Genomic DNA, 11949 nt, shown 5'->3' on the forward strand with positions numbered 1-11949 from the left:
CGGCCCGCGACGCCGCGGGCCGGCCAATTCATCTCACTTCTTCAGCTGGACGCAGCGCTCGATCAGCTTGCGGCTCATGCCGGTGAATTGGCTGAGCCGGTCGATGGTCTCCTGTGAGTACGCCAGGTTGATGATCATCAGGTCGATGTCGAGGATCTTGACCAGCGCCTGCACGCTGCGGGTCCGCTGGGCCGGATCGCTGATCTCGTTGGTGAGCAGGCCGAGCCCCTCGGTGCGCAGGAAGCTGGTCACCGCCTCGACCCACCACGGCTTGACCCCCACGCGCACGTGGGCGAGGCCGATCCGCCAGCGATCGTTGAAGTAGGCCTCGCCGTATTCGCCGGCGAACAGCTCCGCCATCCAGCGGTTGTGGGTGCGCTTGAGCGCTTCGACCCGGCCCTCGATGAGCTTGCTCTGCTCCGGGTCGCGCTCGAGCTTGACGTAGAACAGGTCGGTGATCGCGGCCCCGTGGGCCGCGAAGATCGGCGCGATGGCCTGAAGGGCGGCGACGTCGACGTCGGTGAAGCCGATGAATGTCTTGATCTCCTGAAAAACCGCGTTTGTCTCGTTCATGGTCCCTCTATTCTTTCGCTGGAGTGGTCGCCGTCAGCAGCGGGCGAAGGATCGCGAGCAGGCCGCGGGCGACGATGGCGGTGTTCCTGCGCCATGAGCGGTGCCGCGGCACCTGCACGACCAGGAACAATCTCGGGTTGTGGTCGCGCGTCAGGGGACGCACGACCAGGCGACCGACGCGCGCGTCGGACAGGGAAAGTTCGTCGATATCCGCGAGCCCGAGGTCCCGGGCGGCGCGCACGGCGATATCGTCGAATAGACTGGTGAGGCCCGCGAGGACCTCGGAGCGGACAAGTTCACCCTCGGAGGCGATCAGCAACCCCCGATCGGTGCACACGAGCGACATCGGATAGCCGCCCGCCGCGTTCATGGCGCGGAGGCTCGCGGTGATCTGCGCCGCGGCGCCAGGCGCTGGCGGGTCGAGGAGCCTCGAGCGGTCGGATCCCTGCGATCCCAATTTCAGCCCACGAATGCTCGCCACGCCCCCTGCCTGCCTCAACCGCCGAGCAGGCGACCGACGTCCTTCGCGGCGCGCGAGACATCGAGGAAGATGAGGCCGAGCTTGGCCGAGTCGGTGGCCAGCACCGCCAGCACCGCCTCTGCCCCGCAGCGCGTGAGGATCGTGTAGCCCCCCGAGCCGCGCAGCATCGCCAGCGAGAAGCTGCCGCGGCCGAGCTCGCGGACGATCCGCTCGCTCATGCCGAGGAGCGCCGCGCTCATCGCCGCGACGCGATCGTCCTCGACATCGCCCGGTAGCGCCGAGGCGATCATGAGGCCATCGTTGTCGACGACCGCCGCCGCCTCGATGTCGGGCGTGGTCGTGGAGAGGGTCTTCAGGAGCTTGCTGATCTGTTCGGAACGACTGTTTGCCATGTGCACATTCTTCCTCGCGGCGAGCCGCGTACCATCAATGGTTGATCTCCGGCCGGGAGCCGCGTCGCTTGGCCAGCACCCGCAAATTCTGTTGGACCACGCGGTCGCCTGGCCGCAGCTGCAGCGCCCGCCGCAGCAGCCGCTCGGCGACGTCGAACTCCGCCACGCGCAGGAGGTCGCGCGCGTGGTCCACGAGCTCGAAGTAGTCGCTGCCCGGCAGCAGATCGTCGCCGGCCGGGACCACCGGCGACGCCGGCACCACGGCCTGCTCCGGGGCGGGCACGATCGCGGTCTCCGGCGGCGACGCGACGGCGGCCGCGGCCGGAGGCGCATCGACGACCAGCGCCACCGCGGGCGCCGGGGCCTCGCTCGCCGCCGGTGACGCGACCTGCGTCGGCGTCACCAGCACCTGCGGCGCGGCAGGGACCGCCGTATCCAGCGTCGCGGGCTCGGTCGCCACGCTCGCCGTCGGCGGCGGCGCGACCACCCGCGGCGGGGCCGCGGCCGGCGGCGGTGGCGACGGAACCCGGGGCACTGCGCTGACCCGCGGAGGCGTCGGCACTGGCGGCGGCGTCCCGGGTCGCGAGACCAGCGGCGGCGAGCGCAACGGCAGGCGCGGCGGGGGCGGCAGCTCCGGCGCAGCGGCGACCGCATGCGCTCGCTCTGGCGTAAAGCCCACCACCGGGCGCGGCGGCGCGATGACCGGGCGCGTCGCCGCCGGCGGAGGCATCGGCGCCGGCATGACGATCGGCTGACGCGGCGCGGTCGGTGCCACGGCGGGGCCCGACGCGGGGTGCTCGCGTGACGGGCCCGGGCGCGCCGCGAAGTCCGGCGGCAGCTCGGGCAGGCTGCGCGGCCCCCCCGTCGCCGCCGCTGACGACCCCGTGGTAGGCGAGCTCAAGAACACCTCCTCGCCCACATTGCCCCGGCCACTCGCCTGTCGCAGCACCTCCGTGACGCTCGCGTGGATCGTCCGCGTGCGGGCACGAGCGTGGATATCGAGGGTGATCGAGGCGTCGAGCCGGGCGAGGATCGCCAAAGCCGCAGGCAAGCCGCAGAGCTCGCCCTCGCGGGCGTCGACGAGCTCGCCCGACGCGAAGACCAGCACGCCGAGCGCCCCGTCCGAGGTCACACGCAGCGCGCAGGTCTTCCGCTCCATGCTGATGATGCGGACGATCCCCGCCAGCGACACGACGTCCAGCTGCGAGCCCTGCGAGCCGGCGCGCAGCAGGTTCAGGATGCACGCGATGAAGGGCTCGGCCCGCAGCGGCTTCTCGAAGTACTCGATCGCACCGCCCGAGAGGGCGCGCGTCTCGGCCGCGGGCGAGCCGTGCCCGGTCACCACGAGCAGCGGGATCACGAGCCGTCGGCGCGCCACCTGGACCAGCAACTCGATCCCGTCGACCACCGGCATCGCCAGATCCGTAATAAGGAGGTCCACCTGCTCGCGCCCGAGGACATCGAGCGCCTGTGAGCCGTCGCCCGCGCAGGTCACCCGCACCCCGGGCACGCCGCTCCGCAGCATCTTCGCCACGAGCCGCCGCGACGCCGGATCGTCGTCCACGAACAATACGTGCTTATGTTCGATGTGGTGATCCATCCGCATAACTACGGTGATTTATGGCTGGCCGCAACGGCGCGCAGAGAGCCGCGCGCCGCGGCGCACTCCTACGATGTCGGTGCAGCAGCGTCGCGAAATTAATGCGAGCGATGTGACTTCAGTCCGACTATATTCCCACTGACCGGGACGTCCATTTCAAACTTCTTGCAGTGAGTGGAGAGCGACAGCGCCCGCGACGGTCGGCATCTGGATGACGGTCAAATGTAAATGCCGGTGCGCGACAAGCGATCGCGGACAAGGTGGGACAGTGTGGGCCGCGAGCAGCCCTGCGCAGCCCGCAAAGGCAAAACATATATGTCCTGACGTCAGATTCATGACCGTCGATGAATCGGAATCATCTCGGAGTCTTCAGGCCCTGTTGTCGCACCCGTCGCCCCCCCCCCGTCGATCCCCGGTATGATTTCGTGATAGAAGGCAGTCCGGTGCCAATGGACCCCCTCGATTGCTCCGTTTTCGCGCTCCGGGTCCTGCAGGACGCGCCGGTGGTGATCCTCGTCCTCGACCTCCAGGGTCGGATTGAGTATGTCAACCCATTCTTCGAGCGCCTGACCGGATACCGCCTGGATGAAGTCCGCGGCAAGGACTGGATCGACGCCTTCTTACCCCCGCGGGACCACGCACTGATCCGGACGCTCCTCGACCGCAGCTGCGGCGGTGAGCACGTGCGGGGCCACGTGAACCCGATCGTCACCCGCACCGGCGAGGAGCGGCAGATCAAGTGGACCGACGAGCACCTCCACGACGACGAGGGACGCGCCACCTGCATCCTCGCCATCGGCCAGGACGTGACGGAGCGTCAGGCGGCCCGGGAGGCCCTGCGGACCAGCGAGCAGCGCCTGGCCGAGGCGCAGCGGATCGCCCACCTCGGCTCGTGGGAGCTCGACCTGCAGAGCGGCGCGAACTGGTGGTCCGAGCAGCAATACCAAATCCACGGCCTCGCCCCCGGGACCGCCCTCAGCCAGGAGCGCTTCCTCGCCACGATCCATCCGGACGATCGCGCCCGATTCGAGCGGGAGTTCCGGACCGCGATCGCCTCCGGCGAGTGTGATCACGAGTATCGCATCGTCCGACCGGACGGCGAGGTCCGGATCCTCCACGGCAGAGCCAGGGTGACCCTCGACGAGCGCGGCCTGCCCGTCAAGCTGGCGGGCACAAACCAGGACATCACCGAGCGCAAGCAGGTCGAGGAGGCCCAGCGACGCGCGCGAGACATGCTCGACGCCACGCTCAAGGCGCTGCCGGACCTCATGTTCGAGGTCGATGAAGACGGCCGCCTCTTCGACTACCACGCCCCGCACCCGAGCATGCTCGCGGTCCCGCCCGAGCGCTTCCTGGGGCGCACCTTCCACGACGTGCTCCCGACCGACGCCGCCGACGCCTGCCTCGCCGCGGTCCGCGAGGCCGCCCGCGAGGGTCACGCCCTCGGCCGCGCCTATCGCCTCGAGATGTCCGACGGGGCACGCTGGTACGAGCCCTCCGTGGCGCGCAAGACCTCGCCAGGGGCCTCGCGCTTCATCCTCCTCGCCCGCGACGTCAGCGACCGCGTGCGCGCAGATCAAGCCCGCCGGGCCAAGGAGAACGAGCTCCGGGTGATCGCCGACAACCTGCCGATCGCGTTCACCTACGTCGACAGGCATCAGCGCTACCGCTTCGTCAACCGCGTCCACGCCCAGGCCGTGGGGCCCTCGCCCGACTCGACCATCGGCCGAACGGTGCGCGAGATCATCGGCGAGGAGAGCTACGCACGCCACCGGGACAGGATCGCAGGCGTACTCGCAGGGCACCGCCAATCCTACGTTGAATCCCACTCGGCTCCGGGTGCGCCTCCGATCGAGTATTCCGTCAACTTGCTGCCCGACCTCGACGACCACGGCGTGGTCGTCGGCTACTTCTCGCTGGTCTTCGACATCACCACGAAGGTGGCCGCGGAGAGGCAGATCGCCGAGCAATCGCGCATGCTGGAGCTGCTCTTCCACCATTCGATCGATAACATCGTGATCCTCGACCGGGACTACAACTTCGTCCGCGTCAGCGACTCCTACGCCCGCGCCTGCCAGATGGAGGTCGCCGACCTCATCGGCAAGAACCACTTCGCGGTGTTCCCGTCGCCCTTCTCCGAGGAGATTGCGCCCTACCGCCAGAGCAAGCAGATCTACCGCCGGTCCGAACGCCCCTTCGAATTCCCGGCGCACCCGGAGTGGGGGACCACCTACTGGGACCTCGCCATGGTGCCGATCCTCGACGCCGCCGGCGAGATCGAGTGGTATCTCCTGACCCTCAAGGACGTGACCGAGCACCGGCGCGCCCAGGACGCGCTGCTGCAGCGCGACAACCTGCTCCGGGCCGCCATGGACGCGGCACCGATGGCGCTGTTCGCCCTCGACCCCGAGGGCCGCTTCACCCTGATGGAGGGGAGCATACTCAATGTGCTGGGACTGCGTCCCGGCGAACTCCTCGGTCGCTCGGCCTTCGAGCTGTACGCGGATCGACCCGACTACACGGACCGGCTGCGCCGCGCCCTCGCCGGCGAGCTCGTCACGGTCCAGCTGCAATCTCGCTCACGCTGGTTCGACGTCACCCACGTGCCGCTCCCCGACGCGAGCGGCCGGAGCGGCGTCGTCTCCCTGGTCCTCGACGTCACGAATGTCGTCGAGGCGCAACAATCGTTGCAGGAGAGCACGGAGCGGCTACAGCTGGCCCTCGAGGCCTCCGGGCAGAGCACCTGGGATCTGGACCTCGAGACCATGACCGCCGAGTACAGCCCGGGCTACGCCGAGATGCTCGGCTTCGCGACCGACGGCCTGCGCGACCGGACCGCCACCGACAGCGTGGCCAACATCCACCCGTCCGACCTGGAGCGGGTCGTGGCCGCCTTCAAGGCGTGCCTCGCCGGCGAGACGGCGAAGTTCCAGGCCGAGCTGCGGGCGCGGACGAAGAGCGGCGCCTGGAAGTGGATCCTCGCCAACGGCAAGGTCGTCGAGCGCGCCGCCGACGGCCGGCCGCTGCGGCTGCTCGGGACCCACACGGACATCGACGACCGCAAGACCGCCGAGCTGCTGGTCGCCTCGTCCCTGCGCGAGAAGGAGACCCTGCTGCGGGAGATCCACCACCGCGTGAAGAACAACCTGCAGATGGTCTCGAGCCTGCTGTACTTCCAGAACAAGCGCGTGCCGACGCCGGAGGGCCGCGCCGCCTTCGCCGAGCTCCGTCGCCGCATCTTCGCCATGACCCTCGTGCACGAGCGGCTCTACCAGAGCCGGGACGTCGCGCGCGTCGACTTCGGCGACTACCTGAAGGCCCTGATCACCGACCTCGCCCGCTCCTTCCCGCCCAATGATGGCATTCGCATCGAAGTCACCAGCGACGACGTGCGCCTGCCCATCGAGCTCGCCTTACCGAGCGGCATGCTCATGTGCGAGCTCGTGACCAACGTGCTCAAGTACGCGTATCCCGGCGCACGCACCGGCACGGCGAGCGTGAGCGTGCGGGCGCAGGACGGCCGCATCGTGCTCAGTGTCGACGACGACGGCGTCGGCTTCCCGGACGGCTTCGACCTGCGCGCCGCGACCTCCTTCGGCTGGGAGCTCGTCCGCACGCTGGTCGTCCAGCTCGACGGCACCGTGTCGGCCACCACCGACCACGGGGCCCACGTCCGCGTCTCCTTCGCGGTGGCCGCGGCCGACGAGGCGGCCCACCAATCATCCCATAACGATATACGGATACCATCATGACGAAGTTGTTTGTGGTCGAGGACGAAGCCATCGTCGCGCTCGAGATTCAGGACCAGCTGCGCTGCCTCGGCTACGAGGTCTGTGGCCACGCGGCCAACGCCAGGACGGCGCTCCGCGAGATCCTCGCGCTCCGCCCGGATGCCGTGCTCATGGACATCAACCTGGGCCCCGGGATGAACGGGATCGACGTCGCCGAGCAGCTGCGCGCGGTCATCGACGTGCCCGTGGTCTTCGTCACCGCGTACGCCGACCCCATGCTCACCGAGCGCGCGGTCGCCACCGAGGGCTTCGCCTACGTCGTGAAGCCCTTCCTGCCCGAGGTGCTGCACGCCAGCATCGAGATGGCGGTGTCGCATCAACGCGCGAAGCGCCGGCTTCAGGACGCGTACCAGGCGCTTCACGCGAGCCAGCAGCTCTACGAGGGGCTCGCCCTGACCGCCCCGGTCGGCGTCTTTCGCACCGACGTCGACGGCACCTGCGTGTTCGCCAACCCGACCTATTGCACGATCGCAGGCGTCGCGCCGGAGCGGGCGCTCGGCCTCGGCTGGCTCGACACCATCCACCCCGAGGATCGCCACGCAGTGCTCACGCAGTGGCGCCTTGCGACCCGCGAGCGACGCCCCTTTCGCATGGAGTTTCGCTTCCTCGCCGCGGGCGGACCGGAGGTCCACGTGCTCGGCCAGTCCGCGCCGCTGCGCGACGCGCACGGAGACGTCGTCGGCAGCATCGGGACGATCACGGACATCACCACGCGCAAGACCGCCGAGGACGCCCTGCGCGAGAGCGAGGAACGCTATCGCCGCCTGTTCGAGGACGCCATCGAGGGCATCGTCCAGACCCGCATCGACGGCACCATCGAGGCCGCCAACCCCGCCTTCGCGCGCATGCTCGGCCACGACTCGGCGGCCGAGCTGATCGGCACCAACGTGCTGCACTTCTACGCCGCGCCGGAGGATCGGCAGCGACTGCTCGCGGACAACGAGGGCGCGGATACCCTCGCGGCCCCCAACACCCGGTGGGTCAAGCAGGGCGGCGAGCGGATCACGGTCGAGATCTTCGGGCGCAGGATCCGGGACGGGCGCGGGATGACCACCCACTTTCGATCGATGGTCCGTGATGTCACCGAGCAAGCCCAGCTCCGCGCCGTCATGGAGGTGCTATCGACGGGCCTGGCGCTGCTGAGCGGCGCCGCGTTCTGCAACGAGGTCGCGGTGCAACTCGCGGAGATCGTCGGCGCGGAGGTCGGCTTCGTCGGAATCCTCCAGCCAGGGTCGCCCGCCAAGGTCCGCACCGTGGGCCTCGGCGTCGACGGCAACGAGGCCCCCGCCACCGAGTACGAACTGCCCGGCACCGCCTGCGAGCATATGCTCGCGCGCCGCGCGGTGGTGATCCCGGACGGCGTCCGGCGGACCTTCCCGGCGACCCATTCCTGCGTCAGCACAGCGCCGAGGCGTATGTCGCCTCACCGCTCGTTGATTCCACTGGTGCGATCGTCGGCCATATCGGCGTGATCGCCCGGAGGCCCATCCGTCACCCCGCGCGCGTGGAATCGGTGGCCAATCTCTTCGCCCAGCGCGTCTCCTCCGAGCTCGAGCGGGCCGGGTCCAGCGCAGGGAACTGGCGCCGGCTCGACAGCCCCGCCGAGCTTGCGCCCGGCCCGGACCAGGCCGGGGCAGACGTCGCCGGCAACAACCGGGCCGAGCTCACGATCTCCGCGCTCTCCCTGTGCTTCAGCGTCAGCCACGACGAGGAGTACATCGAGCTGCGCGCGCTCCACCCCGGCGGCACCATCGACCTCAAGGCGCGGGCGCACCATTATGTGCTGTTGCTGCTCGCCCGGATCCGCCTCGCCTCGCGCGCATTGCCCCCGGACGAGCAGGGCTGGGTCCATCAGGAGGTGCTGCTCAATCAGATGCGCACCGACACGAGCCGACTGTACATTGATATCTATCGCGTCCGGCGCCAGCTCGCCGCCGCGGGGGTGCACGACGCCGGGAATATCATCGAGCGCCGCCCAGGGACCCGCCGCCTCCGGCTGGGTGTCGCACGCCTCGAGATCCACGAGATCCCGGACGCGGTCCCCTGAGACCGCGCCGTCGACCCCGGGGCCCGCCCGACGATACGGCGCACGCGTCCCACGCGAAGGGCCGATCAGGGCGCGTCGTCGCCGGGGCCGCCGCTGTCGCTTGCGCCGTCGACCTGGCGCTGCGCGAGGACCCACGCCTCTCGCCGCGCGCGGGCTCCCTCGCGCGACTCCTTGCCGCTCGGGCGCGGCTCGATCCAGCCGCGCCGCGCGAGGGTCTCGTCGCGTCGGGGCGTGCAGCGGGCCTCGTCGGGGCCGCACAGGAGGCGCACGTGGATGTGCCCCTTGTGGTTGCGCGCGTGACGGACGATCACCTCCCAGATCCGATCCTTGCGCGGCCAGTGAATGATCGGTGCCAGCTCCTCGGGCGTCTTGCCGTCCCAGCGCGCGGCCCAGTAGAGGTGCTCCTGGAGGCGCTGGTCGAGGAAGATCACGGACACCTCGCCGGTGTCGATGAGGGCCTCGATGAGCTCCCAGAGCGCCGGCCAGTCGACGGTGTCCGGGGTCGGGTATGTCTCGATCGGGACCGTCGGCAGGAGGGGCAGGCGGATGTCGATGTCGAGGCCGGTGCGGTGCGAGCGATGCGGCCTGAACTTACCGCCCCGTCGGCTGCTGATCGAGGCGATGAAGACCTCGCCGTCGTAGCCGCTGTCGACCCGGAGCCGGGTGAATGCCTCGATCATCGTCGCCAGGGTATGCGAGCTCGCCCACAGCTCGTCCTGCTTGCCGCGCCGCCACAGCGCGGAGAGCGGGAGGAGGATCCCGTGGAGCAGCCGCCCGCTCGACGGGCTGCCGCGGCTCTCGGCGTCCTTGCGGAATTCGATCGGCGACGGCGCTTCGCCGCGGCGGCAATTGACGGTCCGTGGGGCGCCGGGATCGATCCATACTTTCAGGTGCATTCCGGCCGCGAGCGGGCGCCCTGCGCTGCGTAGATTCCAGCCCTTGAGGTCGCCCGGGGCCACGCGGTGACGGATCGCCACCTCGGTCCAGGTGTCGCCCGGTGCCACCGTATATGTGATCTGCTCGCGCGGCGGCGGCACCCGATCCGTGAGCACCTTGAGCTTCGTCCCGGCGCGCACCCGGGCACGCGGGTTGGGGAGCCTGTTCCAGGCCGCGAGCTCATCGCGGCTCACGCCGTAGCGGACGGCGATCTGCCCGACGCGCTCGCGCGGCCGGACGACGTGGACGATCCACCCGGGCTGGTCGAGCAAGGTCGTCTGCTCGCGCCAGCGATCGCACGCTGGATCGCCGTTAGCTCCGGTCGACGACGCCGCTGGATCGGCGCTCAGGACCTCGAGCAGGAGAAACAGCAGGGCAGTGAGAGCCCCCGACATCGGGCTGACAAACTACCCCAGCTCGCGGAGGGCCGCAAAAAACGCGCGATATCTGCGAATCGCTGCAGCGGGGCGGTGCCGGGCTCGACGTCGCGGCGCCAGTACCCTTGCCAGCGACCGCGTATTTGAGGTCGATCCCGCATGTGATACGTAGAAATTGCCCTGACGTTCGATCCCGCTCATGCGCGCGGCCCGATGTTATCCTCCGAGGATGATGCACCGCGCGGCATTCGCTCTCACCCCCGTATGTCTCGCGATCGGGCTCATGCCGGCGACGGCGGCGGCCGGGCAGGTCTGCGGCACCGTCGCGGAGTTCAACCAGGCGATGGCCGAGGCCGGCAGCGCCTCGACCGACGTGACGCTCACCTTCGACGTCGTCGGCGTGAACCCGGGCGATTTCTTCGGGACCAAGGGCTCGCTGGCCCAGTTTCGCGACACCCGCTGCGCGACGGGTGCTGACATGGGCATCAAGGTCTACGGGCCCGACGATCCGCCCAACGACGCGCACCCGGCCGGCACGCTCAAGATGGAGTACGGCAATTCCTGCTGCGGTGGGGTCTGCGGCGAGAACTGGGCCGACCCCAACGCGTCGGCGACCGTCTTCGTCGACGGCAGCGAGGCGTGCACGGTGAAGATGTGGGTCAACCCCATGGACGCCGGCTACTCGCTCGTGTGCGGCGACAACCAGTTTGACGCGCTCGGCGGCAACCCGGAGGCGAACGCGGTCAACGAGATCAATCTCCTCATCTTCCTCTTGCCCGACGGCGGCAGCACCTGGCCGATCGTCAACGCGACCGCGAGCAACGACCAGGTCTGCTGGGAGCAGATGCCCAGCGACATGATGAGCATCACCGTGCCCGTGATCGAGGACGTCACGACCGGACCGGGCTGGCCCGCCGTCGTGTTCCCCGACATCACCGACCTCGCGGTCGAGAACGACGGCACCGCCGCGTACCTCAAGTTCAACGTGCCCCCGATCGACGGCAAGGTCACGCGCACCCGGCTGTTCATGCACAGCAGCACCGCACCCTCGTCCGACGGCGACGGCGGCGAGGTGCACGCGGTGACCGACAACTCGTGGTCCGAGGGCACGATGACCTGGAACACCCGGCCGGCCTTCGAGGCGCCCTCGCTCGGCCGCATCGGCCCGGCGGCGGCGGACGTGCTCGTCTCCGTCGAGCTCGCCTCCCCGCTCGCCGGCTCCGGCACCGTCTCGTACGCGGTGTACTCGCCGCCCACCGACGGCAACGGCACCCACTTCTGGTCGAAGGAGGGCTCGGCCGCCGACGCGGCCTATCTCAAGCTCGACTACGTGATCGTCGACGCCGACGGCGATGGCGTCAACGACGGCCCCGACTGCGACGACGGCGATCCGAAGGTCAACCCCGGCGCCAAGGAGATCTGCAACGGGATCGACGACGACTGCGACGGCGACACCGACGAGGGCTGCGGGACCGACGACAGCAGCACCGGCGACAGCTCGGGCGGCGGCGACGGCTCGGGCGGCGGCGACGGCTCGGGTGACAGCGACGGATCGACCGGTGGCACGACCCACGGCATCGGCTCCGCCGGCCCCGACGACGGCACCGCGCTGTCCGGGGGCCCGCGCGACGGCGATGCGGGCTGCGGCTGCAACACGCCCGGCGGCGGGAGCCCGGCCCTGTTCGCGCTCGCCGGGCTCGCGCTGGCGCGGCGCCGACGTCGTCGCGCCAGGGCTTGACGGGCCCCGCGAGC

At 69.9% G+C, this 11949-nt stretch carries 9 protein-coding genes; 4 read left to right on the forward strand and 5 right to left on the reverse strand.

All coding sequences use genetic code 11. From position 1 onward, the window contains the following. Nucleotides 1-33 precede the first annotated feature (33 nt). From IPJ59_RS19780 to IPJ59_RS19795, 4 genes are all read right to left on the reverse strand, one after another. Nucleotides 34-573, reverse strand: coding sequence for a protoglobin domain-containing protein (locus tag IPJ59_RS19780; protein ID WP_293258001.1), 540 nt, complete (start codon nucleotides 571-573; stop codon nucleotides 34-36). 7 nt (nucleotides 574-580) lie between these two features. Further along, a complete protein-coding gene (locus IPJ59_RS19785) occupies nucleotides 581-943 on the reverse strand; it encodes a hypothetical protein (RefSeq protein ID WP_293258003.1) in 363 nt (120 codons plus the stop codon). Between the two features lie 125 nt (nucleotides 944-1068). Next, nucleotides 1069-1446, reverse strand: a complete 378-nt coding sequence (locus tag IPJ59_RS19790) for a roadblock/LC7 domain-containing protein (RefSeq protein WP_293258005.1) — start codon at nucleotides 1444-1446, stop codon at nucleotides 1069-1071. 34 nt (nucleotides 1447-1480) lie between these two features. Beyond that, nucleotides 1481-3010, reverse strand: coding sequence for a response regulator (locus IPJ59_RS19795; protein WP_293272888.1), 1530 nt, complete (start codon nucleotides 3008-3010; stop codon nucleotides 1481-1483). A gap of 485 nt (nucleotides 3011-3495) precedes the next feature. Between IPJ59_RS19795 and IPJ59_RS19800 the strand changes: the two genes are divergently transcribed. Genes IPJ59_RS19800 through IPJ59_RS19810 form a run of 3 tightly spaced genes read left to right on the forward strand, consistent with a single transcriptional unit; the run spans nucleotide 3496 to nucleotide 8884 of the window. Next, entirely contained in the window at nucleotides 3496-6798 is a 3303-nt protein-coding gene (locus IPJ59_RS19800) for a PAS domain S-box protein (RefSeq protein ID WP_293273040.1), read from the forward strand. Next, nucleotides 6795-8309, forward strand: coding sequence for a PAS domain S-box protein (locus IPJ59_RS19805; protein WP_293272889.1), 1515 nt, complete (start codon nucleotides 6795-6797; stop codon nucleotides 8307-8309). Before IPJ59_RS19800 ends, IPJ59_RS19805 begins: the two co-directional genes overlap by 4 nt. Before the next feature lie 41 nt (nucleotides 8310-8350). Beyond that, entirely contained in the window at nucleotides 8351-8884 is a 534-nt protein-coding gene (locus tag IPJ59_RS19810; RefSeq protein WP_293272890.1) for a hypothetical protein, read from the forward strand. A gap of 65 nt (nucleotides 8885-8949) precedes the next feature. Here the strand turns inward: IPJ59_RS19810 and IPJ59_RS19815 are convergent, their stop codons facing one another. Then, a complete protein-coding gene (locus IPJ59_RS19815; RefSeq protein WP_293272891.1) occupies nucleotides 8950-10215 on the reverse strand; it encodes a LysM peptidoglycan-binding domain-containing protein in 1266 nt (421 codons plus the stop codon). 214 nt (nucleotides 10216-10429) lie between these two features. Between IPJ59_RS19815 and IPJ59_RS19820 the strand changes: the two genes are divergently transcribed. Next, nucleotides 10430-11935: a CBM96 family carbohydrate-binding protein gene (locus IPJ59_RS19820; RefSeq protein ID WP_293272892.1), complete on the forward strand. Its 1506-nt coding sequence runs from the start codon at nucleotides 10430-10432 to the stop codon at nucleotides 11933-11935. The last annotated feature ends 14 nt before the right edge of the window (nucleotides 11936-11949 follow it).

The sequence above is a fragment of the Nannocystis sp. genome (assembly GCF_016714285.1).
Taxonomy (GTDB): Bacteria; Myxococcota_A; Polyangia; order Nannocystales; family Nannocystaceae; genus Nannocystis.

Coding starts and splice junctions, on each gene's coding strand:
- IPJ59_RS19780 (WP_293258001.1), bottom strand. CDS start 573: ATGAACGAGACAAACGCGGTTTTTCAGGAGATCAAGACATTCATCGGC.
- IPJ59_RS19785 (WP_293258003.1), bottom strand. CDS start 943: ATGAACGCGGCGGGCGGCTATCCGATGTCGCTCGTGTGCACCGATCGG.
- IPJ59_RS19790 (WP_293258005.1), bottom strand. CDS start 1,446: ATGGCAAACAGTCGTTCCGAACAGATCAGCAAGCTCCTGAAGACCCTC.
- IPJ59_RS19800 (WP_293273040.1), top strand. CDS start 3,496: ATGGACCCCCTCGATTGCTCCGTTTTCGCGCTCCGGGTCCTGCAGGAC.
- IPJ59_RS19805 (WP_293272889.1), top strand. CDS start 6,795: ATGACGAAGTTGTTTGTGGTCGAGGACGAAGCCATCGTCGCGCTCGAG.
- IPJ59_RS19815 (WP_293272891.1), bottom strand. CDS start 10,215: ATGTCGGGGGCTCTCACTGCCCTGCTGTTTCTCCTGCTCGAGGTCCTG.
- IPJ59_RS19820 (WP_293272892.1), top strand. CDS start 10,430: ATGCACCGCGCGGCATTCGCTCTCACCCCCGTATGTCTCGCGATCGGG.